This is a genomic window from Chloroflexota bacterium, from assembly GCA_016219275.1.
Classification (GTDB): domain Bacteria; phylum Chloroflexota; class Anaerolineae; order UBA4142; family UBA4142; genus JACRBM01.
On record JACRBM010000003.1, the window covers coordinates 12,000 to 35,772 of the forward strand.

The following is a 23,773-nucleotide window of genomic DNA, read 5'->3' on the forward strand; positions in this document are numbered from 1 at the left end:
CGAATTACGAATTACGCATTTACGCTTGCGCCGCGCCGAGGTAGCGCTGAATCGTCGCGCGGTCTTGTACCAATTCTTTCATCGCGCCGTGTTGAACCGACTTGCCGTCGTCAATCAAATAGTACGAATCGGCAAGCTGGCTCGCCATCCGAAAATTTTGCTCGACGAGCAAGATCGTCGTGTGCGCGCTGAGCCGGCGAATGGATTCCATCAACTGTTCGATCAAGATCGGCGCGAGACCTTCGCTCGGTTCGTCAATCAGCAACAAACGATTGTCCGGCACGAGCGCGCGCGCAATCGCGAGCATTTGCTGTTGCCCGCCCGATAATTGTCCCGCCGGTAGTTTCGTAAATTTCTTGAGATCGGGGAACAAGCCGAAAATCATGTCGCCGCGTTGCGCGAGGTCGCCTTTTTTGCGCTCGGCGATTTTCAAGTTTTCTTCGACGGTCAGCGCGCGAAAAATCGCGCGATTCTCCGGCACGTACCCGATGCCAAGCGCGGCAATGTCGTACGGGCGGCGTCCGCGAATATCCGCGCCGGCAAAGACCACCTTGCCTTCGCGCGGCGGGCGCAAGCCGATGATGGATTTCAGCGTCGTCGTCTTGCCCGCGCCGTTGCGACCCAGGAGCGCGGTGATGCTTCCTTCGGCAACCGACAACGTGATGCCTTCGAGAATGTGAAACTGACCGATGAAAGTTTGGATGGTGTCTAGTTCGAGAATGTTGGGCATTAGTGATACAACTCCCCCAAATACGCCTTCTGCACTTGCTCATTCGCGCCAATTTCCGTCGGCGTTCCTTCCGCCAGCACCTTGCCATAGTGCATCACCGTGATCGCGTCGGAGACATTCATCACGACATCCATGTTGTGCTCGACGAGAAGAATCGTCTTGTTGCCTTGTTGGCGAACCTCGGCAATGAGCGCCATGAGTTGCGGCACCTGTTCGGATGCCATGCCCGCGGTCGGCTCATCGAGCAAGAGCACCTGGGGATCCGAGGCAAGCAGGATGCCCAGTTCGAGTTTGCGTTTATCACCGTGCGGCAAAACACTCGCGAGCAAATCGCCTTTGCCTTTCAAGCCAACTTGTTCGACGATTCGCCACGCGCGCTCGGCGTACTTTTTGAAACTCGCCGCGGGCGCAAACAGATTCAGGTTATCGCGTCCCATCGCTTGCGCGGCAAGGCGAACATTTTCAAACACCGAGAGATTGGGAAAGACATTCGTGATTTGATACGAGCGACCGATGCCAAGATGCGCGATGCGATGCGGCGGTTGCGCCGTGATGTCGCGTCCGCGATAAATCACGCGCCCGGCGCTGGGCTTGAACACACCGCTCAACAAATTGAACAGCGTCGTCTTCCCCGCGCCATTCGGTCCGATGATCGAATGGAGCGAACCGGCGCGCACCTTGAGCGACACATCTTCGACGGCGACCAACCCGCCGAAATCTTTGCGGAGATGTTCTGCTTCGAGAATGATTGGATCGTCCATAGTAAATCCACAAGGATGAGGATGAAGGATGAAGGATGATACAATTCATCCTTCATCCTTCTGACTTTATCCTTTATTTTTTGGGACAGCGACTGGCGTACTCGCCTTCGAGCGTACAGGTCGGCGCGGTCTCTTCCGGTTTCAGATCGGACAAGAGTTCAAAGAATTTGAAATCGGCATCGGTCACATTGGTGAGTTTCGCGACGTACATATTTTGCAACATGACGTGATCGTAATCGCGTACGGTGTACTTGCCTTTTGGTCCGTCGAAACTCAGTTTCTCAAGCACCGGGATCAATTTGTCCGCCGTGGCATCGCCGTTCGTCGCCTTCAAGCCGGCGACGAGCATTTGCGCGGCAGTGAAACCGCCTTCGGTGAACAGGTCCGGCGCCGATTTGAATTTCTCTTTGTGTTTCTGGACGAGCCAATCGTTGATCGGATTTTTCGGCATGGTGTAGTGATAGACGATCAACCCTGACGCACCGGTCGCATTCGCGTAACCCGCTTTGAGCGTTTGATTATCGCCCATGCCGGTGTACACTTGCATCGTCTTGAACACGCCGAGTTGTTGCATCTGCGTAAAGAGCGGAACGAAACCTGCGCCCGCCCAAGTGACGATGAGCACTTCGGCTTTCGTGTCCAACACTTTTTGCAGATACGGCGTAAAGTCTTTGGCATCCTGCGGGATGTAGATCGCGCCGGCTTTGTCTTTCGAATCGTTGATCGCGAATGTACCGCCGTTCGCCTTCACGACATCGTAGAAACCGCCCGCCGAGCCATAGCCGAACGCATAGTCGGGCGCGATTTGTACATACGTCTTGCCGAGTTTCTTGAGCGCCGCGCCGCTGGCGAGCGCGTCTTGTACGCTCGTGCGCGATGTGCGGAAGACGTACGGATTGAAATTCTTGCCGGTCAAATCCGGCGACGCCGCCGGTTGCGCGATGTAAATCTTTTTGTTCTGCTTGGCGAGTTCCGCTACCGCCAGCGCGACGCCGGAACTGGGCACGCCGACGAGAACATCCACACCCTCTTTTTCGATCAGGTCACGCGCGACCTGGGTGCCGACATCGGTCTTGGACGCGGTGTCTTTGGTGATGATTTGAATCGGACGACCCGCGACATTGTTCTTGCCTTCGGTCGCGTATTCGAGACCGAGCGCAAAACCGTTCTCAAGCAACGGACCATAGATCGCAAGCGCGCCGGATTGATCGGTGAGCAAACCGATTTTGAGCGGCTTGGCTTCGGGGGCTTTGGTTGGTTCCGGCGCTTTAGTCGCGGCGGGCACGGCGGTCGCGACCGGCGCCTTGGTCGGTTCAACCGCGGCTTTGGTCGGTTGCGCCGGTACGGCGGTCGGTGCGGGTGGCTTGGTCGGCTCGGGCGTTGGTGAAGCGCACGCGACGACGATGAATGCCAGCGCGATGAGCGCGAGCAGTGTAAACTTTTTCATTTCTTCTCCTCCAGTTTTGGAAATTGGAAATTGGAAATTGGAAATTGGAAATTGGCTGATGCTTGTAATCACCTCCTCACTCACGATGCTGGGATAAAAATCCGAGAACGAGACTGTTGAACGTTTGCGCTTGTTCCCACATCACCGAGTGTCCCGCGCGCGGAATGATCGCGTACTCGGCGTGCGGAATTTCTACCGCGATTTTGTCCGCATAGCGACGCGGTTTCAATCCATCGTCTTCGCCGACGATCAACAAGGTTGGCGCGGTGATGCGATGCAGTTCCAACGTGATGTTCAAGTTGAGAAACGCTTGCGTGAGATTGACGACTGCATCGAAATCGAGACGCGCGTACCGCGCGCGCGCCTGTTCCAGCGCGGGCGCGTTGTCCGCGATCCAGCGCGCGCTAAAGTTGAACGGATACGTCACGCGAAAGAACAAGTCTGGGTCGTGACGCTTCGCCGCGTCGAGCCACATCTCGCCGATACCGCGCAGGACCGCGTCAATTTCGCTCACCGTCGCGGCGACGATCAGATTCGCCGTTTTCTGCGGATACCTGTACGCAAAAATCAAACTAATCTCCGCGCCGTACGATACGCCGCCGATGTGAGCGCGCGCGACGCCGAGCGCGTCGAGCAACGCGGCAAGATCGTCCGCGTGTTGCTCCATCGAGTATGGCTCGCGCGGATGATCCGATTGCCATTGCCCGCGACAATCGTACAGCAACACGCGGTACTGTTTCGCAAACGCCGATGTCTGGAATGCCCAACTTGCGGTGCTCATCAAAATCCCGTTCGACAAGATGAGCACCTCCGCGTTTTCCGGTCCGTGCCACTCGTAATAAAATTCGATTCCGTTCGCGTGAATCTTTGGCATAAGATATTTTTATCCCGCGAATCTCCGCCACTGTAGAGTCGCAACCGAGAATCTGGAATTCACCGCAGGCGCGGAGAACGCGGAGTTTTTTACATCAATTTCTCTGCGACCTCTGCGCTCTCGGCGACTCTGCGTAAAATTTTCGCAGCGAATTTATGTTACGCCACATCCTTGACGAGTACCAACGCTTCGCCCTCACACACACTTTCACCGCGCGCATTGATGCACATGGTCCGCAGATTCACCAACTCTTTGTCGGAGCGCACGCGCACGATCTCCACCGTCGCGGTGATTTCTTCGCCAACGTGCGCGGGCGCGGGAAACGCGAGTTTTTGTTTCAGCCAATTCGTGCCGCGTCCCGGCAACTCCGTGCCCATCAAACACGAGAACATGCCACTGAGCAAGGGACCTGGGATGGACGATACCTCGTTCGCCGCGATGCCCGCGAGCGACGCATACTCGGCGAGATCGTTTGCCGTGAATGTGCGTCGCAACGCCGCCGCTTGTCCGATTTGAAAATTCTTCATGGTGTTTCTTTGGTTTGTCATGGCGAGGGCGATTTTTGCCCGAAGCAATCCCCAACCCCACCCCGCCCTCCCCTTTGCAAGGGGAGGGTGAGGGAGGGGTCAACGTTTCTGCAAAAACTCCGCTATGCCTTGTTGCGCTTCGGGCGTCACGATTTGTTGAACGAATTCGCGCCGTTCCGCTTCCAGTCGCGCGGCGAGCGCGTTGACATCGCCCCATAGCAAGCATTTCGTCCGCTGGATGCTTCCCAGTTTTTTCGCGGCAATATCGTTTGCCACCGCGCGCGCTTCGTCACGGATTTTTTCGCTCGGCACGATTCCGTTCGCGATGCCCCATGCGACTGCCTGCTCGGACGTGATCGTTTCATTTCGCATCAACACGCGTGCGGCGCGCGGCGCGCCGATCTTGTTCGGCAACAGCGCGGTCCAGCCGCCGTCGGGGCTGAAACCGACGACGGAATAGTACGGCGTGAAACTCGCTTGCGGCGCGAGCAGAACCACATCGCACGCGAGCACGAGACCTACTGAGCCCCCGGTGACGATGCCGTGCACCGCGCCGACAATTGGTTGCGGCAGTGCGATCATCGCGACAATCACTTGATTGAGCGCGCCGACGATCTCGTTCGCGTACGGTTCGATGTTGTCGCGATGGTCGTAAAACGCCTGCACGTCGCCGCCAGTCGAAAACGAGCGACCGTTCGCCTGCAGAATCATCACGCGCGCGTCCGACTGTTTGATGTCATCAATCGCGGACAACATCGCGCGCAAAAATTCCGGCACAAGACTGTTGTGTCGTTCCATGCGATTCAGTGTTAGCGTTGCAATCGCGCCATCACGTTCAAGAAGAACATTCATCGGCATAATTATTTTCGCCCACGAAGGACACGAAGAGACACGAAATTATTTTTCGTGAACTTGGTGATCTTCGTGGGAAATTATTTTTTCCACGCGCCAGACCGCTTCGCCCTGCACGCCGAGTTCGCCGCTCGCTTTCGTCACCGTCGTCTCAAAGCGAATTGTGTCATTTTGGATTTCGAGCACACGTGCGCGAATCGTCACCTCTTCGCCGACGAGCGACGGCGCGGGAAACATCAACTCCTGGCTGACCTGGGTCGCGCCGGGAAATTGTTTAACGATGACGCCGCAGATCAAACTGTAGAGATACATTCCGTGCGCGACCGGTTTGCCAAAGCGCGTGCGCGCCGAAAATTCCGCGTCCACGTGAATCGGATTGTCGTCGCCGCTCAACGCCGCAAAGCGATTGAATGCGTCTTGAGTGAGTGTTTGCGTACTCGTTAGTGTTTGTCCAACTTGAATCATTGTTACATACCAGTGTTCACTGTTCACTGTTTACTGTTCACTGTTTACGGATCACCGTTCACTGTTCACTGTTTACGGATCACCGTTCACTGCCCACTGTATTTCTCCTTCAACTCGCCCCGACTCACCTTGCCCAGTGTGTTCCGCGGGAGCGCGTCCACAAACACGACGCGCTGCGGAATTTTGTAACGCGCCAGTTGTCCATCGCAAAACGCGATCAGGTCTTCGGCGGACGCAGTTGCGCCGGGCTTGAGCGCGACAATCGCGCGACCGACTTCGTTCCATTTTGGATCGGGCACGCCGATGACGCACACTTCCTTAATCGCGGAATGCGTCGCGAGCACAGCTTCGACTTCGGCAGGATACACGTTCAGCCCGCCGCTCTTGAACATTTCTTTCGAGCGACCGACAACAAACGTCAAGCCATTTTCGTCGTGCGTCGCCAGATCGCCGGTGTGGAACCAACCATCGGTGATGACCTCGGCGTTCGCATCGGGACGATTCCAATAACCGCCGAACACATTTCCGCCGCGCAGCCAAATCTCGCCGACCTCGCCGGGCGGCACGTCCTTGCCCTCGGAATTCACATAGCGCGCCTCGTTGAAAAACGCCGGCTTGCCGATGAATCCTAGTTTCGATGTGCCTTGTACAAAATCTTCCGGTTCGAGCATGAACGCGGTTGGCGATGTCTCGGTCAAACCGTACCCGCCGCCGAACGGCAACCCCTTTTCGCGGAACGCTTGCACGACGTTGAGCGGACAGCGGTCGCCGCCGTTGTAAAACATCCGCACGGACAACGCGTTCGTTTTACCAAACCGCGGCGAGGCGATGAACATTTGCCAAATCGCCGGCACGCCCATCACGACGGTCACTTTTTCTTTTTCGATCAAGCGCCACGCTTCGTCCGCATCGAACTTGCGCGGCATGACGACCTTCGCGCCGAGTAACAACGCGGGCAAGGTGAACAAGCCGACGCCGCCCACGTGAACGAGCGGGAGGATCGTAAGCATCGTGTCGTCGGCAGTCAAGCGCAACGGGATGATGTCGTTCATCGCGTTCCAGAATTGATTCGCGTGCGTGAGCACCGCGCCTTTCGGTTTGCCTGTCGTGCCAGACGTGTACACGGTGAGCAAACCTTTATCCCAGGAAATCGGCTCGCCCGGTTCGGCATCCGATTGATGCGCGGTGAAATCCGCGTACGTGCCGCACCCGGTGGGCGCATTGCCTTCGAGCACAAAAACTTTCTCGACCTGGGTCTGCGTTTGCAACGCGGGAATGTGCGCGGCTTGCTCCGCGCCGACGAACAACACACGCACGCGGCTGTCTTGCATTTGAAACGCGATTTCCGGCGCACTGAGCCGATAGTTGAGCGACACATTGACAACGCCCAGTTTGCCGGCGCCGAACAAGAGCGCGAGAAATTGCGGATAGTTCATGCACAAGACGCCGATGCGGTCGCCCTCTTTGACACCCAGGTTTTTAAGCGCGTGTGCGACCTGGTTCGCTTCGCGGTTCAAATCGCCGTACGTGTACGTTTTTTCCGGCGTCACAAGCGCGACGCGCTGGGGATGAAGTTGCGCGTGCTTGGTCAGCCAATAACCGATGCCGTACATGTTGATGCTCCTCATTGATATGTCATTGCGAGGAGGCGGTTTTTGCCGACGAAGCAATCCCCGCGCAACAGGTTGGGGATTGGTTCGCATAAACCGCTCGCAATGACCGCGCGCGTTTAATTCGCCGGCGTAAACGCGAGAAATGTTTGCTTCGCGTCGCCTTCGCCGCGATCCAAGAACTCGACGCGCATTGGCGTACCGATTTTGATGTTCGCCGGATTCTTCGCGTCCACGCCGGTCAACCGCGCACTGATCTTGACGCCCTCATCGAGTTCAACGATGCCGGTCGCGTACGGATTGTTACGGTCGAATCCTTCCGCGTTCATAAATGTCGGACCCACGTACACCGATGTGAACGCGGCGAGCGTACCCTTGCCCGAAGTCTCGACCCATTCCATTTGATCGCTGTGACAGTTCGGGCAGATCGCGCGCGGCGGTAAAAAAGTTTGCTTGCATTGCGTACAGCGCGACGCCATCAATTTATGCTCGCCGAGAAATTGATTGAACGAAGCAGCTGTGAATGGATGAACCATAAGTCTCCTTATCCATTTCCCTCATTTCCTTTATTTCCTTCAGTTCCCTTGTATCCGTTCGAGGGAACTGAAGGAAATGAAGGAACTATTTTCGTTCGTACACATGCACGACTGCCGTTTGCCCCGTGCCGCCAACGTTGTGTGTGAGCGCGAGCGGCACATCGCGATTGACCTGGCGCGCGCCGGCTTGTCCGCGCATCTGCTTCCACACCTCGACCGCTTGCCCCACACCCGACGCGCCGACGGGATGCCCTTTCGACTTCAATCCGCCCGACGTGTTGATCGGTTGCGCACCATCGCGCGCGGTCACGCCGTCTTCCGCCATCTTGAATCCCGTCCCTGGTTCGAAAAATCCCAGGTCTTCGGTCGCGATGATTTCGGCAATCGTGAAACAATCGTGCACTTCGGCGATGCGGATGTCGCGCGCGGTGACCCCTGCCATCGCGTACGCGTCTTGCGCGGCGATGTGCGCGGCGCGCAACGCGGTGAGATCGGCGCGATCATGCAACGCCGCATCCGATGCTTGCCCCGAACCGATAATGTGAATCGGCGTGTCGGTGAATTCGCGCGCGCGTTCTTCCGCGACGAGCAACACGCACGCCGCGCCGTCCGTGATCGGCGAGCAATCGAACAAGCGGAGCGGATACGCGATCATCGGGTTTGCCGCGTCGTCGTGCAGAAAATCGGATTCGTTCTTCCAGGTCGGCGCGGGCTTGCCTTTTTTGAGCGCGGCTTGGATGCGTTGTTGCATCCAATCGCGAATCGTCACGCCGAACTGTGCTTTTGGATTGAGCGCGCCGTTGTCGTGATTCTTCTTCGCGACGTTCATCAAGTGTTCCGGCAGCATACCGTACTTGTGCATGTACGCGGATGCCATCGCCGCGTAAAAACCGGGGAAGGTGAATCCCGCCGGAATTTCAAACAGCGTATCGCCCGCCGCGCCGAGCGTGTCGGTCACTTCAGCCGTCGGCAGTTTCGTCATGCGTTCCGTGCCGCCAACAAGCACGACATCGTACAGCCCGGACGCAATCGCCATCACGCCTTGCCGCAACGCGACGCCGCCGCTCGCGCACGCATCCTCGATGCGCGTCGCCGGGCGCGGCGTGAGACCGACCACATCCGCCATGATCGGCGCGGTATGTCCCTGGTGTTCGAAGAGATCGCTCGAAAAGTTGCCGATGTAAATATTCTCGATCACGTTCGGATCGAATCCCTGATCCACCGATGCGCGCATTTCTTGAAACGCCTCGACGAACAAATCGCGGCTCGACTTGTCGGCGAACGCGCCGAACTTGCACATGCCCGCGCCGACCATCGCGACGCCGCGTCCTAATTTTCGATTTGACATTTATTCCTCCTAACTTCACTGCACCAACAACACCGCTTCGCCTTCGATCACGACCGCGCCGCTTTGGTTCGTACACGTCGTCGCGAGCGTGACGATGGGCTTGTCCGCCCGGATCGCGCGCACCTCGACCATCACCGTGATCGTATCGCCAAGAAAAACCGGTGCTTTGAATTTGAGATTCTGACCCAGGTACACGCTCCCCGGTCCGGGCAATTCACTCGCCAGCGCCGCCGAGATCAATCCAGCGACCAACATACCGTGCGCGATGCGTTTGCCAAAGCGCGTCGTCGCCGCGTACGCCTCGTCGAGATGAACCGGATTCTTGTCGCCGATGAGACCGGCGTACTCATCCACCATCGCGCCGGTGATCGTGCGTGTAATCGCCGCGCGTTGACCAATTTGCAAATTCATCGTGACCTCTTTACGCGTACTTTTCTTTCAACTCGCGTTTCAAAATTTTGCCCGCCGATGAAATCGGCAGTGCATCGAGAAACACAACCGACTTTGGCACTTTGTAACCCGCGAGATTCGCGCGACAGTGCGCGAGCAAATCCGCTTCGGTCGTTTGCGACCCAGGTTTCAGAACGACAAACGCTTTGCCGACCTCGCCCCATTTCGGATCGGGCACGCCGACGACCGCGCACATGTGAACCGCCGGATGTTGATACAACGTTTTTTCGATTTCGACTGGATAGACATTTTCGCCGCCGCTGAGGAACATGTCCTTTTTGCGATCCACGATGTAAAAGTACCACTCGTCGTCGTACTTCGCCAGATCGCCGGTGTGAAACCACCCGTCCGCGTCCACCGCGTCTTTGCTCGCTTCGGGATTGTTGAAATAGCCGGACGAGTACGACGGTCCTTTCAACACCAGTTCGCCGACCTGGTTCGCGCCCAGCGGCTGATTGTCGTCGTCCACGATACGCGCGTCCACGAAAAAGTTGGGGCGACCAATCGAACCGGCTTTGCGGATCGCGTCTTCGGGCGCAAGCGCGAAAATCCCCGGTCCGAATTCGGTCATGCCGAAACCTTGTTTGAAACGAATCCCTTTTTCGCGCGTGTACTTTTCGACGAGCGGGACGGGCAACGGCGCGCCGCCGCTCGTGCAAAACCGCAACGACGCTAAATTCGCTTGCGCCCAGTTCGGCGCTTGCGTCATCGCTTGATACATTGTCGGCACGCCGCCGAACACCGTCACCTTTTCGCGCTCGATGAGCGTCAACACCAGGGCGGGATCGAATTGGCGAATCAAAATCGTTGTGCCACCGAAAATCACTTGCGGCAAAGTGTAAACGAACAAACCGCCGGTGTGGAACATTGGAAACACGTTGAGATAAATATCGTCGTGCGTGATGTCGTGCACGACCGTGTTGAGCGTGTTCCACGCAATCATCCGATGCGACACTTGCGCCGCTTTCGATAGCCCCGTTGTGCCGCCGGTAAAAATCAGCGCGGCGATGTCTTCAGCTTGCAGCGATTCACACGTGACCGGCGAGTTTGCGCGCGATTGCAAAACCGTCTCGTAATGTTGACTGTCCGGAATCCCATCGCCTTCGAGATGAAGATAGTGTAATTCGTAATTCGTAATTCGTAATTCGCGATCAATCTCTGCGATGATGGACTTGAACTCGTCAGAATAAATTACAACCTTCGGCGTCGTGTTCTCGATGATGCTCACTGCTTCGCGCCAGTGCAAGCGCCAGTTGAGCGCGGTGTGAATCGCGCCGAGCTTCGCGCACGCGAAAAACGTGTCGAGGTGCTCGATGCCATCGCGCGCGAAAATCGCCACGCGGTCGCCCTTGCCGATGCCGATGCGCTTGAAATAGTTCGCCAGTTTGTTCGCGCGTTCGTTCATCTGACGATACGTCAAACGCCATGCCGGATTTTTGCCGGCATCCACAATCGCGAGTTTGTCCGGCGAATAAATTTCGCGTCGTCCCAGGTAGTCACCGATGTACATCGAAAAACCTCGACATCAGGGAATCGAGGGAAAGAAGGGAAGGAAGGGAACTCATTTCCCTCATTTCCTTCATTTCCCTTCTTTCCTTTTTACACCGTCCACTTCCACACACACGCCGCCATCGCCATGCCGCCGCCGGTCGCGCAGAAAACAACATTGTCGCCGGGTTGCGGTCCCTTGCCGCGTTCGATCGCATCGTCGAGCGCAACGGGGATGCACGCCGAACCCAGGTAGCCCCACTTGTCCATGATCCAATGCGTCTTGCTCATCGGCTGACCCAGGTTTTGCATCACGAATTCAATCGTGCGGAGATTGAGTTGTGTGAACAAGAAAAAGGATATATCGTCGAGCGTCAACCCCGCCTTGGCGACGACCGCGCGCACGAGCGGGGGCCAATGGTCCGAGTTGAACGTCGCCGGAAATTTTTTGACGAATTGCACGCGCGGCTTGCCGAGTTCGTTCACGATCTCTGGCGTCGCGGGACGATACGTGCCGCCGGAGTAAATGCCCATCGCGTCGTGATACTGTCCGCGCGCGAGCAACTTGCCGGCGAGAAAGCCGGGCGCGTCGCCCGTGCGCACGATGACTACGCCCGCGCCGTCGGCGAAGAGCGTTGCGGTGTACTTGTCGCGCCAATCAATGAACTTGGTCATCCCGTATCCGCCCGCGACGAGAATGCGGCGATAATCCGAATCGGTCGCGATATAACGCGCCGCCATATCCAACCCGGTCACCCATGCCGCGCACGCGCAGTTGATGTCGTACGTCCCGGCGTTCGTCGCGCCCAGTTTCGCTTGCACAACGGACGCCGTTGCCGGCGAAATGTAGTCCGGTGTGTCGGTCGCGACGATAATCAAATCGAGATCGCTTGGCGCGAGATTTGCGCGCTGCAGTGCTTGTTGCGACGCGGCGACGATCATATCCGAAGTCGTTTCGCTCTCCGCCATCACGTGTCGCTCGCCAATCCCGACGTTTGCGACGAGCCAATCGCCGACGTTCTCGCCGAGCATCGCATCGAGATCGGCGTTCGTAATAATTTTTTCCGGGATGTAACGACCGGTGGAAATAATTTGCGCGTGTTTCATAGTTTGATAGTTGGATCGTTGGTCAGCCAACTAACCAACGATTCAACTAGCCAACCAAGAACTCTTTGATCACATTCACGGTTGCAGTCGGATCTTCAATCGGAAAGATGTGTCCGACGCCGGGCAAGATCACGACGCGCGCATCCACGATTTTGCGCGCCATCAATTCGGCATTTCCCGGTGGCACCACCCGGTCAAACTCGCCAAATAAAATCAGCGTCGGCGCTTGGATCGCGCGCATACGCGCGTTGACGATTTCATCGGTGTACGCCATCGTCCCCGCGCCCGCGGCGACCTGCGCGGCGTACTGCGCGGGCGGCACCGGATTCGTGAAACGATACTGGAGCAATTCTTGCGCGGTCTGTGTTTGACGTTCCGCAAATCCTGGCGCCGTCGCCAGTGCGATGCCACGCTTGACCAACTCGGCGGGATCGCCCGAACGATCCGTCAACACCCTCATCGCTTCGGGCGTGATCGGAATGACCTGGCTCCCGCCAAAATTCGTGCTCGCCAAAATCAATTTGGCAACCAGGTCGGGACGCGTGACCATCAACTCTTGCGCGATGAATCCACCGAGCGAATGTCCCAGCACATTCGCGCGCGTGATGTCGAGCGCGTCGAGCAAGCCCGCGGTGTCCGCGCCCATTTGCGCGATGGTGTACGGTCCAGCCGGTTTGTCGCTTTCACCCGCACCGCGATTATCGAACGTGATCACTTGAAAATGTTTGGCGAGACCAGGGACAATCTTATGCCAGAACCAGTTGCCATAGCCGACGCCGGCGATGAGCACGAGCGGCGTGCCAGCTCCGTGAATTTCATAGTAAAGGTCTATTCCGTTCGCGTGGATTTTTGGCATGGTGAACTCTAGTATTCAGTATTCAGTGTTCAGTGAGACTGGATGCGGAACACTGAATACCGATTACCGCAAATACTTTTCTTTCAGTTTGATTTTCTCAATCTTGCCGTACGGCGAGTACGGGAACGCATCGGCAACAATCACGTGCTTGGGAATTTTGAATCGCGCAAGTTTGCCATCGCAGAATTTCAACAATTCTTCTTCGGTCGCGTACTGACCTGGCTTGAGCAAGACGATCATCACGCCGACTTCATCCCACTTGGGATCGGGTTTGCCGATGAGCGCGGCATCCTGCACCGCGGGATGATCGCGAAAAATATTTTCGACTTCGGCGGCGTACACATTTTCGCTGCCGCTCTTGATCATATCCTTGAAACGACCGATGATGTAAAAAAAACCGTCTTCGTCGCGTCGCGCCATATCGCCGGTGTGAAACCAGCCATCGGTGATCGAATCGGCGGTCGCTGGCGGGTTGTGCCAGTACCCCGCGCACACGTGCGGTCCCCAGATCAGCAATTCGCCCGGTTCGTTCGCGCCAACTTCGCGCCCAGTTTCCGGATGGACGAGTCGCATCTGGCTGTGAAAAATTGGTTTGCCCACCGAGCCGCGTTTGCGCGCGGATTCTTCGTCGGTCATGCTGAAACAATTCGGACCGACTTCGGTGAGACCATACCCTTGGCGAAACACGCCGCCCTTGGCTTGCGTCCACGCGTCCATCAACGGCACGGGAATCGTCGCGCCGCCGTTGATCCAAAATCGCACGCGTGAAAAATCGGCTTGCTGAAAGTACGGCGTATTGTACCACATTTGAAAGAGCGTCGGCACACCGAGCACGACCGTGCATTTTTCGGCGATGATAATTTTTAGCGATTGCTCCGCATCGAATTTGCGCGTCAGAACGATGCGCCCACCGATGTAGAAAATCGGCGTGAGGAACGCGAACAAGCCGCCGGTGTGGAACATCGGCGTGAACACCGGCGACACATCCTCTTCGCGCAAGCCCCAACTGACAACGGTGTTGATGCAGTTCCACAATATTTGACGATGCGGCAACATCGCGCCTTTCGGTTTGCCGGTTGTGCCTGAGGTGTAGAGGATGCACAGCGGATCGTCGTCACTCAACGCGGGACGCGCTGGCTCGGCATCGGACGCGCGCGCGATTTCATTTTCGTACACCAATGCGTTATCGAGCGCCGCGTTTTCAACGCTCACGATTTTCGCGTCGCCCAATTCGCCGCGCATCTCATTCAGCGTCGCGACAAATTCCGGACCGCACAGAATCGCTTTGGGATCGCAATCGCCGACGATGTACGACAGTTCGCGCGCGGTGAGTCGCCAATTGAGCGGCGCAAAGATCGCGCCAATTTTCGCCAAGCCGTACAAGAGATCGAGATAGACGACACTGTTGTGCGCGAGGATCGAAACGCGGTCGCCCTGGTTCACACCGAGCGCGCGCAGAAAATTCGCCGCACGATTCGCGCGCGCGTTCAGTTGAGCGTACGTGAATCGTTCGCCGGTGTGCGTGTACAATATTGCTTCGCGGTTGGGTGTGAGCCGCGCGCGGGAAGTGAGTAGATCAGCGGCGTGCATGTAAACTCCAGTAGGTCAGTGAACAGTGAACAGTAAACAGTGGGACAGTGGTGCCGAATCAAACGCGTGTGTAAAGAGTATATACTCTATCCGTTATCCACTTGGGAATTCGCGCTGTTTTCAGTTGCTTGATCGCTTCAGCTCCGTATTCAGATAAAGCTTTTTTGAAAGCCAATTTGAATTTGCTGTCAAGTGTGAATGGTGGGGGTGGATAGTACCTCAAAGTCCAAACTTGTATTGCTTGGTATGGATAAGCTCTTACGTAAGCTTTCTTGTCTTTTGGGGAAACTTTGGTGACGAAATCAACGGTGCGCCATTCTATTTCTGTTGGTCGATCTGTAACCAACCCAAAGGTTAACAGCCAATCGCCAGTACGATAGTCAGTTGCGTTGCATACAAGCATCTCCTCCGGTTCTGCAACTCCATACCTTTGTTTAGAAATGTTCTTGGCAGTCTGGGCTATTGCACCTTCTGCATCCCACCATCCCAGTTTCCACTCTCGGTGGTCGGGTAATTCATACCAGGTCTGAAAATTGATTCGAGAGCCTTGTGCCGATTTCTTAGCGGTTCTTCGCACTGCGATTTCGATTTCACGACTCTGTTTGTCAAGCCAGGATAAGTCTTCCTTTTCCAAAGTCCGTGGTTGGACAGAACGTATGACTCGGTCAATATTCAGCGAATCGGAAGGTACAAGAATTCCAATTTCCTGCAGATTGCCAGAGCCCAGAGCATTCATTGAAAGATTGGCTGAGGTAATCACTGCTCCTCTGCCTTCGGCCCAGTATACTTTCATGTGCATACTGTCCGCCAAGGAGATTTTGGCTCCTCGTTTCTTAAGATCACGCAAACTGTCCGCGCTTGTAGAACCAGGTTTCGCCCAACAAATAAGCTCTAATCCTTTTGGATTGGGTAGGAAAGACTCAGCTCCTTCGCCAACAAATGCAACGACCGCAACGCGTCGAACCGTCGAGTCTGAAAATAAATCCGTTACGGTTTTCCGAATTTCGCTCGTCGTGTAGAGAATCTTCATAGTATCCTCGGTTTCGCTTTTGGGCGGTGAACACTTCCCAACCCCAGCCCACTGTTCACTGTTCACTGTTCACTGCCCTCTGTCTTCTGACTACTGACTTCTGACTACTGAATTCTACGTCCCCACCACAATCCCGCCATCCACGCGCAACACTTCGCCGGTGATGAAACTCGCATCGTCGGAGGCGAGGAAGAGGTACGCGTTCGCAATGTCGCGCGGCTGTCCCATACGTCCGAGCGGCGTGCGCGCTTTCATCCCCTCGATCACCTTGTCCGGCATCGTCTTGATAATGTCCGTCGCGGTAAAGCCGGGCGCAACCGCATTCACGCGCACGTTGTAGCGACCCAGTTCGCGCGCCCACACCTTGGTCATCCCAATCACCGCCGATTTCGTCGCGACGTAATTCGTCTGCCCAAAGTTGCCATCAAGTCCGACGACCGAACTCGCGTTGAGGATCACGCCGCCGCCCTGCTTGATCATGTACGGCGCGACGGCTTGCGCGCAGTTGAACACGCCCTTGAGGTTCACCGAAATCACTAAATCGAAATCCGCTTCCGGCATTTGCCCGGTGAGTACGCCCTCTTTCACCTTGACGAGTTGATTATCGCGCAAAATGCCCGCGTTGTTGACCAAGACATCAATGCGACCATACTTGGCGAACACATCGTCTACCCAGGATTGCACCTCTTGACGATTCGCGACATTCACTTTGTAAAACGCCGCGTTCGTGCCAAGTGCTTGCGCGGTTGCTCGTCCAACTTGTTCCATCACATCGGCGATGACAACGATCGCGCCTTCCTCGATGAACCGCTCCGCCGTTGCCTTGCCAATCCCAGCCGCGCCGCCAGTAACTAAACACACCTTGTCTTGCAGTCGCATCGCATCCTCCCAGTTTGTTAGTTTGCTGGTTTGTTGATTGGATAGTTTGCCAGTCTGCCATCCAACTATCGCACTATCGCACTATCGCACTATCGCACTACCGCACTATCGCATTACCGCACTACCTTTCCCCACTGCACAACACCCGCCGCCCACACGTACCCAATGCCCGCCGCGACGATCACCATCAAATCGCCGTCCTTCAAGCGCCCTTGCTTCAACGCTCCGACAATCGAGAACATGGCGTCTTGCTCGCCGGTGTGTCCGTACTCGGACAGGTACACCGATTGGTCTTCACGCAGACCCAGGCGTTCGAGCATCTCGCGGTGCGCCGAGGGTTTGATGAGCAAGATGTTTGCGAAACCCAGGTCGGCGCGCGTGTACGGCGTGCCACCCGGTTTCGTCCCGCTCTTGCGTAACGCCTCGTCCACACACTTGAGCCAATTATCCATCGAGACTGCGTTCAAGCGATTCTTCATCGCGTCCGGTTCGACCAAATCGAAATAGAACAATCCTTGCTCGCGCGATGAATCAGTCGGCGGTTGCACCGTGCCGCTCGCCGGGACAATCGCGTGCTTGCTCATAAAGCCGTCCGCGATCAAATGCGTGCCGAGCACATGATTGCGCTCCCAGTTTTTGCGCAGGAGCATTGCGCCGCCGCCCGCGCCAATGTTCCACATGAACGACGTGCGCGCGTTACGCAGATTGATGAAATCGGACACCTTGTAGCCGCCCGCGATCAAAATCGTGTTGATTTCCGGATCGGCGATCATCATATCCTTGGCAAGTTTCAGCGCGTTGACCGTCGTCGCGCAACGCGTGTGCAGGTCCATCGCCCACGCGCGTGTCGCGCCGATTTGGTATGCGAGGTCAATGCCGGCGGTCCAGAGCAAATACTCTTTCCACTCTTCGGTCGTGCACAGCACCACGTCAATTTCTTCGGGCGGGATATTTGTTTGTGCCAAGCAATCGAACGCCGCCTTGATGCCCATTTCGTTCGGGTGCTCGTTTTCATCGCCGATGAATTTGCGGTGAATGCCCATCTTGTCGCGAATGACCGCTTCGGGCACGCCGCTGATTTCCGCGATCTCTTTCGACGTGATAAATTTTTTCGGCGAGTACGTGCCGACGCTGACGATGCCGACGGTGGGTTGGTTCTGTGTCATACTAACTCGTCTCAACCACAGAGCGCACAGAGAACACGGAGAAATTCTATTTTTTCTCTGTGCCCTTTGTGCGCTCGGTGGTGAAAATAAAATTGCCGACAGGCACATAGCGCGCGATAAACGCTACGGCGTCGGCAAAATCCGTGAAATTGATTTCCGTATTCGATTGAACGTGAACGACCACCCCGCGCCACGCGTGCGCATCCGGCGATGCGCCGTCATCCGGCGTATCGTGCACAAAACGCAACACGAACGATTCCACCCGCGGGCTTTCGAACGACAACGCTGTCCTCCTGCGCTAATCAATAGCACAGGACGGTTACAAATGAGTTACAACTTATGACGAACGTCACGGCGCGCCGATGACGCCTAGCACTGCCGCCGCGCGCCGAGTCGCCGTAAAATGCGAGTGAAAGCGAGGCGAGCGATGGCAAACCAACTTATCGAAATCGAGCATTTGGTGAAGGATTATTCAACCGGCGCGGGTTCGGTACGCGTGCTCAACGATGTATCACTGAGCGTCAACACCGGCGAGTTCGTCGCCGTCGTCGGACCGAGCGGGTCGGGCAAGTCCACACTCATCAACATGCTCACCGGCATTGACCGCCCGACGAGCGGCACGATCACCGTCGCCGGGACGCGCGTCAACGCGATGAGCGAGAATCAAATGGCGCGTTGGCGCGGACGTAACATCGGCGTCATCTTCCAGTTCTTTCAACTTTTGCCAACACTCACGATTCTGGAAAATGTGATGCTGCCGATGGATTTCTGCAACGCGTATCCGTTGCGCGAACGTAAACCGCGCGCGTTGGATTTACTCGCGCAAGTCGGGCTTGCCGACCAAGCATACAAACTGCCGAGCGCGGTCAGCGGCGGACAACAACAACGCGCCGCGATTGCGCGTGCGCTCGCGAACGATCCGCCGCTCCTCGTCGGCGACGAACCGACCGGCAACCTCGACAGCAAAACCGCCGACCAGGTCTTTGCGCTGTTTGGCGATTTGACCGCGCGCGGCAAGACGCTCGTGATGATCACGCACGACCGCGAGTTGGCGAAGCGCATTCCGCGCGTCGTGCGCGTGCAGGACGGGCGTGTGATCAACGCGTAATGACCCCACCCTACCCTCCCCTTGCCAAGGGGAGGGAAAGGGAGGGGTGATTCCGAAGGAAGTACAAAATGCTAGACTCACTCCACACCATCCGCTTCAAAACACTGCGCGACCTCTGGGGCAATCGCGGTCGCACGCTCCTCGTCGCGCTGTCCATCGCGATTGGCGTCATCGGCATCGGCATGATCATCGCGACCTGGGACGTGCTCACGTCGGACATTCGACGACGGTACGGCGACATCAATCCCGCACACATCGAACTAGTCGTACCAAAGGGTGTGACCCAGGACGGCATCGAAAACCTCGCGAAAATGCCGGGCGTCACCGCGGCGCAAGGACGCGCGGTGTTCAGCGGACGTTATCGCCACGCGGACGAAAGCGCGTGGCGCACGATCGAGTTCATCGCGTTCAACGATCCGAACGCGCAGACCGTCAACAAGATCGTACCCGAGAGCGGAACGTTTCCGCCGGCGCGTTGGCAACTCGTCGCGGAACGCGCATCGCTCGACGAGATGGACGCGCGCGTTGGCGACACGATCATCGTGGATGCGATGGGGCACGAGCACACGATCCAAATCGTCGGCACGGCGCACCAACAAGATGACGTGATGGCGTCGGTGAAAGGCAATCCCATCGTCATCGTCAGTCTCGAAACGATGCAACAATTACAAGGCAATGACCGGTTCAACACGATTTACTTGACCGTCAACGATTTCGATCAACGCGCCGTCATCGCGGATGCCGCGCGTGCGCGGCTGGAAAAATCTGGCTACACGGTGAGCCGCGTCACCTTGCACGACCCGGCGATTCATCCGACCCAGGATGTGCTCGATGTGTTGCTGTTGGTGATGGGCATTCTCGGCGTGCTGAGTTTGTTGTTAAGCGGCTTGCTCGTGACGAACACGATCGGCGCGCTCGTCACGCAACAGATCAAACAGATCGGCGTGATGAAAGCGCTCGGCGCGGACACCTGGCTCGTGATCCGCGCGTACGCGCTGACCGTGCTCGCGTTCGGTTTGCTCGGCACGTTGCTCGGCTCGCCGATTGCGGAACGCACCGGGTATCAACTCGCGAAATATCTCGCCGGCAAAATCAACGTAGACTTGTACGCGTATCGTCCATCCACACCGGCGATGATGACGATGGCGCTCGTCGGCTTGCTCGTCCCGTTCATCGCGGCGGCGAAACCCTTGTGGGAAGGCGCGGGCATCACCGTGCGGCAAGCCATCAGCGACTATGGGCTAGGCGGCGGCAACGGTGATAATGCGTTGAGCCGCATCCTGGGTCGCGTACAAAATTTGCCGCGCGAGTGGGCGCTCGCGTTACGCAACGCGGTGCGCGTGCCGGACCGCCTCGCGCTCACGCTCGCCACGCTCGCGCTCGGCGGCGCGATTTTTATCGCGGTGCTGTCCGTGGACGCGTCGTTTAGTAACACGATTGATAATCTGCTCGAAGGGCAGTACGGCATGGACACGTTGATCGCGTTCAACAAGCAACAACGTTCGAGCAAGGTCGTCGAACTCGCGCAAACGCATCCGGAGGTGAAACGCGCCGAGGCGTGGTACTTTGCGCAAGCGACGATGAAACTCGCGTCGGGGCAACAAGTGCAGGTGCTCGTCGAAGCGGGACCGGACAACACCCAGTTTTACACGCCGCGTCTCGTCGCCGGGCGCTGGCTCGCGCCGAACGACACGAACGCGATTGTCGTCAATCGCAAGTGGGCGGAACAAGAGGGCGTGAAACTCGGCGATGTCGTGATTCTCGATCTGGGCGACGCGTACTCCGAGACCGAGTGGGTCGTCGTCGGCGTCAATCAAGATTTGGTGCAAAAGCAGACGAGCGTGTTCGTCTCGCTCGACGAATTGGATCGCGTGATGAAACGCACCGACCGCACGTACACGCTCGAGGTCGCGTACACGCAACACGACGCGGCGTCGCAAAAACGCATCACGAACGAACTGGTGACGCTGTTCGCGCAAAACGGCGTGGATGTTTTTTCGACCCAGATTCTCGGCGAGATCAAACGCCAGGTCACGTCGCTGTATCAGATTCTCGTCGTGTTCCTGCTTGTGATGTCGTTTCTCATCGCGCTCGTCGGCGGCATCGGGTTGATGGGGATGATGAGCATCAACGTGCTCGAACGCAGCAAGGAAATCGGCGTGATGCGCGCGGTCGGCGCGGACACGCGCGCGATCGTGCAAATCTTTTGGGGCGAGAGCATCGTCGTCACGCTGATGAGTTTCGTCGTCGCGCTCGCGTTGAGCGTACCGCTCGCGCGCGGCATGTCGCGCGCGGTCGGGATGGCGTTCATCCAAACGCCGCTCGATTTCGCGTACGCGTGGCATGGCATCGCGTACTGGTTCGTCATCGTAATGATCGTCGGCACGCTTGCGAGCATCGCGCCCGCGCTGAACGCGGCGAACCTGAGCGTGCGGCAGAGTTTGAGTTATGAGTAGGGAAACCACAGCTTAGAACATTTCCATTTGGCTTTACGGTTGGTATTGTTGAGACGTTCGCGAAGCGTGCAACGTCTCTACAATACCGCGAAATCCGCGTAATCTGTGGTTCAAAAATCGCCCACGCGTTTGAGCGTGCTAGGTGTTTGTGCTATAATCCGCCCAACATTCTTCGGCTGGAGGTTGGCAGTGGCAGTCAAACTAACGTGGTACGGTCATGCGTGCTGGCTCATCGAAACACCCAAAGGCACGCTCCTCATTGACCCATTTCTCGCCGGCAACCCCGTTGCGCCGGTCACCCCCGATCAAGTCAAACCCGATTTCATTCTCGTCTCGCACGGACATAGCGATCACCTCGGCGATGCGGTGGCGATTTCCAAACGCACCGGCGCGCTCATTCTCAGTAATTACGAAATCGCGTCGTACTGCCAGGGACAAGGTTGCAAAGCGCATCCGCTCCACATCGGGGGCAGTCGCGAGTTTCCCTTCGGTCGCCTCAAACTGACGATCGCGCATCACGGTTCGTCGTTTCCCGATGGACGCTATGCGGGCAACCCCGCCGGCTTTTTGCTCACGCTCGGCAAAACGAAAATCTACGATGCCGGGGACACCGGCTTGTTCTACGATATGAAACTGATCGGCGAAGACGGCATTGATGTCGCACTCTTGCCGATTGGCGACAACTTTACGATGGGTCCCGACGACGCGATTCGCGCGACCAAACTCATCAAGCCCAAGGTGTTGATCCCGATGCACTATAACACGTTCGATATGATCGCGCAGGATGGCAAGTCGTTCGCCGCGCGCGTCAAGCGCGCCGCGCCCAAAACTAAGGTCGTCGTGCTCAAACCCGGCGAATCGTTCAGCATCTAAATTCGTTAGCCACGGAATCACACAGAAGCACACGAAAAAAAATTCTGTGTGATCCCGTGTGGTTCTGTGGCAACAAAGAGAAAACAGTTGTGCGCCTTGATCATCGTCGCAACAACGAACTGCGCCCGGTGAAAATCACACCGGGCTATCTTGATTATCCCGCCGGCAGTGTGCTCATCGAAGCCGGCAAGACGCGCGTGCTCTGTGCGGTGACCGTGCAACCCGGCGTGCCGAGATGGCTCGAAGGACGCGCCCAGGGTTGGCTCACCGCCGAGTACGCAATGCTCCCCGCGTCCACGAACACGCGCACGCCACGCGAAACGACGCCGAGCGCGCGTTCGCAAGAAATTCGTCGCCTCATCGGTCGCTCGCTCCGCGCGGCGGTAGACCTGGGACTGATCGGCGAGCACACGATCACGATTGACTGCGATGTGATTCAAGCCGACGGCGGCACGCGCACCGCGTCCATCACTGGCGCGTACGTTGCGCTGGCGATGGCGCTCCGCAAAATGATCAAGGACAAGACCGCGTCGCCGCGTGCGCTCAAGGCGAACGTCGCGGCGGTGAGTGTCGGCATTGTGAACGGCGAAGAGATGCTCGACCTGTGTTACGCCGAAGACTCGCGCGCGGAAGTGGATTTCAACATCGTGATGACCGGCGAAGGCAAATTCATCGAAGTGCAAGGCACCGCCGAAGGCGAACCGTTCGCGCGCGACGCGATGGATCGCTTGGTCAATCTCGCGCGCGAGGGGATTGGCGAATTGATGAAGATTCAAAATGCGGTAATCAGTGGACAGTGAACAGTAAACAGTGTTCAGTGTTCAGCAATCAGATGACCCATGCGAAAACCTCTCCCAGCAAAATCCAAACGAGCCACCACCCGCAAACGCGAACCGAAACTGTACGGCGAACTCGCGCCGTGGTGGCATCTGCTTTCCGATCCGGCGGATTATGCGGACGAGGCGAAATTCGTTCGCCGCGTTCTGCGCGAGTCGTGCGTCAACCCGCCGCGCACCGTCCTCGAACTGGGCTGCGGCGGCGGCAACAACGCGTCGCACCTCAAACGCTTTTTCCAGATGACGCTCGTGGATCGCTCGCGCGAAATGTTGCGCGTGAGCCGCAAACTCAATCCCGAATGCGAGCACATCTTCGGCGACATGCGAACGATTCGGCTCAAGCGAACATTCGACGCGGTGTTCATCCATGACGCAATCATGTATATCACGACCGAGCGCGATTTGCTCAAGGTGATGAAGACCGCGTTCGCGCATTGCAAACCCGGCGGCGCGGTCGTGATCGTGCCGGACTGCACGCGCGAAACATTCCAACCCGGCACCAAGCACGGCGGACATGACCGCGACGCGCGCGGGATGCGTTATCTCGAATGGACGTACGACCCCGACCCGAACGACAACACGTACATCACAGATTTTGTCTATCTCTTGCGGGAGGCAAACGGCACGGTGCGCGCCGAAGAGGATCGCCACACCGAGGGTCTATTCCCGCACGCGACCTGGGTGCGCTTGCTCGAGCAAGCCGGGTTTGCGCCAGGCACGACGACCGATCAGTACGGACGCGTGGTGTTCGTCGGCATCAAACGCGAGAGCGAGTGAGGTGGAA

At 57.2% G+C, this 23,773-nt stretch carries 24 protein-coding genes; 5 read left to right on the forward strand and 19 right to left on the reverse strand.

What is annotated here, in order from left to right; genetic code table 11:
• Window positions 1-19: 19 nt before the first annotated feature.
• From HY868_00330 to HY868_00420, 19 genes are all read right to left on the reverse strand, one after another.
• Entirely contained in the window at window positions 20-730 is a 711-nt protein-coding gene (locus HY868_00330) for an ABC transporter ATP-binding protein (GenBank protein ID MBI5300552.1), read from the reverse strand.
• The gene (locus tag HY868_00335) at window positions 730-1,491 is read right to left on the reverse strand and encodes an ABC transporter ATP-binding protein (GenBank protein ID MBI5300553.1); all 762 of its coding nucleotides are present in this window, start codon (window positions 1,489-1,491) and stop codon (window positions 730-732) included. The genes HY868_00330 and HY868_00335 overlap by 1 nt, the downstream gene beginning before the upstream one ends.
• Before the next feature lie 73 nt (window positions 1,492-1,564).
• Window positions 1,565-2,938, reverse strand: coding sequence for an ABC transporter substrate-binding protein (locus HY868_00340; protein MBI5300554.1), 1,374 nt, complete (start codon window positions 2,936-2,938; stop codon window positions 1,565-1,567).
• Window positions 2,939-3,014: 76 nt separating this feature from the next.
• Entirely contained in the window at window positions 3,015-3,812 is a 798-nt protein-coding gene (locus tag HY868_00345; protein MBI5300555.1) for an alpha/beta fold hydrolase, read from the reverse strand.
• Between the two features lie 158 nt (window positions 3,813-3,970).
• Window positions 3,971-4,339 (reverse strand): phosphate acetyltransferase, encoded by a 369-nt coding sequence (locus HY868_00350; GenBank protein ID MBI5300556.1) that lies wholly within the window; start codon window positions 4,337-4,339, stop codon window positions 3,971-3,973.
• A 99-nt stretch (window positions 4,340-4,438) separates the two neighbouring features.
• Window positions 4,439-5,197, reverse strand: a complete 759-nt coding sequence (locus HY868_00355) for an enoyl-CoA hydratase/isomerase family protein (GenBank protein ID MBI5300557.1) — start codon at window positions 5,195-5,197, stop codon at window positions 4,439-4,441.
• 39 nt (window positions 5,198-5,236) lie between these two features.
• Window positions 5,237-5,656, reverse strand: coding sequence for a MaoC family dehydratase N-terminal domain-containing protein (locus HY868_00360; GenBank protein MBI5300558.1), 420 nt, complete (start codon window positions 5,654-5,656; stop codon window positions 5,237-5,239).
• Window positions 5,657-5,742: 86 nt separating this feature from the next.
• Window positions 5,743-7,269 (reverse strand): long-chain-fatty-acid--CoA ligase, encoded by a 1,527-nt coding sequence (locus tag HY868_00365; GenBank protein MBI5300559.1) that lies wholly within the window; start codon window positions 7,267-7,269, stop codon window positions 5,743-5,745.
• 116 nt (window positions 7,270-7,385) lie between these two features.
• Window positions 7,386-7,802, reverse strand: coding sequence for a Zn-ribbon domain-containing OB-fold protein (locus HY868_00370; protein ID MBI5300560.1), 417 nt, complete (start codon window positions 7,800-7,802; stop codon window positions 7,386-7,388).
• 85 nt (window positions 7,803-7,887) lie between these two features.
• The gene (locus HY868_00375; protein ID MBI5300561.1) at window positions 7,888-9,150 is read right to left on the reverse strand and encodes a hypothetical protein; all 1,263 of its coding nucleotides are present in this window, start codon (window positions 9,148-9,150) and stop codon (window positions 7,888-7,890) included.
• Window positions 9,151-9,165: 15 nt separating this feature from the next.
• Entirely contained in the window at window positions 9,166-9,561 is a 396-nt protein-coding gene (locus HY868_00380; GenBank protein ID MBI5300562.1) for a MaoC family dehydratase, read from the reverse strand.
• A 10-nt stretch (window positions 9,562-9,571) separates the two neighbouring features.
• Window positions 9,572-11,110: a long-chain fatty acid--CoA ligase gene (locus HY868_00385; protein MBI5300563.1), complete on the reverse strand. Its 1,539-nt coding sequence runs from the start codon at window positions 11,108-11,110 to the stop codon at window positions 9,572-9,574.
• An 89-nt stretch (window positions 11,111-11,199) separates the two neighbouring features.
• On the reverse strand, window positions 11,200-12,195 hold the full coding sequence (locus HY868_00390) for a ketoacyl-ACP synthase III (GenBank protein MBI5300564.1): 996 nt from the start codon (window positions 12,193-12,195) through the stop codon (window positions 11,200-11,202).
• 46 nt (window positions 12,196-12,241) lie between these two features.
• On the reverse strand, window positions 12,242-13,051 hold the full coding sequence (locus HY868_00395) for an alpha/beta fold hydrolase (protein ID MBI5300565.1): 810 nt from the start codon (window positions 13,049-13,051) through the stop codon (window positions 12,242-12,244).
• 63 nt (window positions 13,052-13,114) lie between these two features.
• Complete coding sequence (locus HY868_00400; GenBank protein ID MBI5300566.1) at window positions 13,115-14,641, reverse strand: long-chain fatty acid--CoA ligase; 1,527 nt, start codon at window positions 14,639-14,641, stop codon at window positions 13,115-13,117.
• Window positions 14,642-14,699: 58 nt separating this feature from the next.
• On the reverse strand, window positions 14,700-15,671 hold the full coding sequence (locus HY868_00405; protein ID MBI5300567.1) for a phosphatidylserine/phosphatidylglycerophosphate/cardiolipin synthase family protein: 972 nt from the start codon (window positions 15,669-15,671) through the stop codon (window positions 14,700-14,702).
• A 114-nt stretch (window positions 15,672-15,785) separates the two neighbouring features.
• Window positions 15,786-16,550 carry a glucose 1-dehydrogenase gene (locus tag HY868_00410; GenBank protein MBI5300568.1) on the reverse strand — a complete coding sequence of 255 codons (765 nt, stop codon included), beginning with the start codon at window positions 16,548-16,550 and terminating at the stop codon, window positions 15,786-15,788.
• Between the two features lie 113 nt (window positions 16,551-16,663).
• Window positions 16,664-17,716: a 3-oxoacyl-ACP synthase gene (locus tag HY868_00415; GenBank protein MBI5300569.1), complete on the reverse strand. Its 1,053-nt coding sequence runs from the start codon at window positions 17,714-17,716 to the stop codon at window positions 16,664-16,666.
• 46 nt (window positions 17,717-17,762) lie between these two features.
• A complete protein-coding gene (locus HY868_00420) occupies window positions 17,763-17,999 on the reverse strand; it encodes a hypothetical protein (GenBank protein ID MBI5300570.1) in 237 nt (78 codons plus the stop codon).
• Window positions 18,000-18,143: 144 nt separating this feature from the next.
• Here HY868_00420 and HY868_00425 point away from each other — a divergent pair, with 144 nt between their 5' ends.
• From HY868_00425 to HY868_00445, 5 genes are all read left to right on the forward strand, one after another.
• Window positions 18,144-18,824, forward strand: a complete 681-nt coding sequence (locus HY868_00425; protein ID MBI5300571.1) for an ABC transporter ATP-binding protein — start codon at window positions 18,144-18,146, stop codon at window positions 18,822-18,824.
• A gap of 68 nt (window positions 18,825-18,892) precedes the next feature.
• Window positions 18,893-21,280, forward strand: a complete 2,388-nt coding sequence (locus HY868_00430) for an ABC transporter permease (protein MBI5300572.1) — start codon at window positions 18,893-18,895, stop codon at window positions 21,278-21,280.
• A gap of 189 nt (window positions 21,281-21,469) precedes the next feature.
• Complete coding sequence (locus HY868_00435) at window positions 21,470-22,153, forward strand: metal-dependent hydrolase (GenBank protein MBI5300573.1); 684 nt, start codon at window positions 21,470-21,472, stop codon at window positions 22,151-22,153.
• A gap of 89 nt (window positions 22,154-22,242) precedes the next feature.
• Window positions 22,243-22,953: a ribonuclease PH gene (gene rph, locus HY868_00440; protein ID MBI5300574.1), complete on the forward strand. Its 711-nt coding sequence runs from the start codon at window positions 22,243-22,245 to the stop codon at window positions 22,951-22,953.
• A 39-nt stretch (window positions 22,954-22,992) separates the two neighbouring features.
• A complete protein-coding gene (locus HY868_00445; protein MBI5300575.1) occupies window positions 22,993-23,766 on the forward strand; it encodes a class I SAM-dependent methyltransferase in 774 nt (257 codons plus the stop codon).
• The last annotated feature ends 7 nt before the right edge of the window (window positions 23,767-23,773 follow it).

Excerpts from the sequence above, each read along its gene's own strand:
- HY868_00425 (MBI5300571.1), top strand. The coding sequence starts at position 18,144 with ATGGCAAACCAACTTATCGAAATCGAGCATTTGGTGAAGGATTATTCA.
- HY868_00340 (MBI5300554.1), bottom strand. The coding sequence starts at position 2,938 with ATGAAAAAGTTTACACTGCTCGCGCTCATCGCGCTGGCATTCATCGTC.
- HY868_00400 (MBI5300566.1), bottom strand. The coding sequence starts at position 14,641 with ATGCACGCCGCTGATCTACTCACTTCCCGCGCGCGGCTCACACCCAAC.
- HY868_00345 (MBI5300555.1), bottom strand. The coding sequence starts at position 3,812 with ATGCCAAAGATTCACGCGAACGGAATCGAATTTTATTACGAGTGGCAC.
- HY868_00370 (MBI5300560.1), bottom strand. The coding sequence starts at position 7,802 with ATGGTTCATCCATTCACAGCTGCTTCGTTCAATCAATTTCTCGGCGAG.
- HY868_00380 (MBI5300562.1), bottom strand. The coding sequence starts at position 9,561 with ATGAATTTGCAAATTGGTCAACGCGCGGCGATTACACGCACGATCACC.
- HY868_00395 (MBI5300565.1), bottom strand. The coding sequence starts at position 13,051 with ATGCCAAAAATCCACGCGAACGGAATAGACCTTTACTATGAAATTCAC.
- HY868_00405 (MBI5300567.1), bottom strand. The coding sequence starts at position 15,671 with ATGAAGATTCTCTACACGACGAGCGAAATTCGGAAAACCGTAACGGAT.
- HY868_00360 (MBI5300558.1), bottom strand. The coding sequence starts at position 5,656 with ATGATTCAAGTTGGACAAACACTAACGAGTACGCAAACACTCACTCAA.
- HY868_00445 (MBI5300575.1), top strand. The coding sequence starts at position 22,993 with ATGCGAAAACCTCTCCCAGCAAAATCCAAACGAGCCACCACCCGCAAA.
- HY868_00415 (MBI5300569.1), bottom strand. The coding sequence starts at position 17,716 with ATGACACAGAACCAACCCACCGTCGGCATCGTCAGCGTCGGCACGTAC.
- HY868_00355 (MBI5300557.1), bottom strand. The coding sequence starts at position 5,197 with ATGCCGATGAATGTTCTTCTTGAACGTGATGGCGCGATTGCAACGCTA.
- HY868_00390 (MBI5300564.1), bottom strand. The coding sequence starts at position 12,195 with ATGAAACACGCGCAAATTATTTCCACCGGTCGTTACATCCCGGAAAAA.
- HY868_00365 (MBI5300559.1), bottom strand. The coding sequence starts at position 7,269 with ATGTACGGCATCGGTTATTGGCTGACCAAGCACGCGCAACTTCATCCC.
- HY868_00375 (MBI5300561.1), bottom strand. The coding sequence starts at position 9,150 with ATGTCAAATCGAAAATTAGGACGCGGCGTCGCGATGGTCGGCGCGGGC.
- HY868_00335 (MBI5300553.1), bottom strand. The coding sequence starts at position 1,491 with ATGGACGATCCAATCATTCTCGAAGCAGAACATCTCCGCAAAGATTTC.
- HY868_00350 (MBI5300556.1), bottom strand. The coding sequence starts at position 4,339 with ATGAAGAATTTTCAAATCGGACAAGCGGCGGCGTTGCGACGCACATTC.
- HY868_00430 (MBI5300572.1), top strand. The coding sequence starts at position 18,893 with ATGCTAGACTCACTCCACACCATCCGCTTCAAAACACTGCGCGACCTC.
- HY868_00330 (MBI5300552.1), bottom strand. The coding sequence starts at position 730 with ATGCCCAACATTCTCGAACTAGACACCATCCAAACTTTCATCGGTCAG.
- HY868_00385 (MBI5300563.1), bottom strand. The coding sequence starts at position 11,110 with ATGTACATCGGTGACTACCTGGGACGACGCGAAATTTATTCGCCGGAC.
- HY868_00410 (MBI5300568.1), bottom strand. The coding sequence starts at position 16,550 with ATGCGACTGCAAGACAAGGTGTGTTTAGTTACTGGCGGCGCGGCTGGG.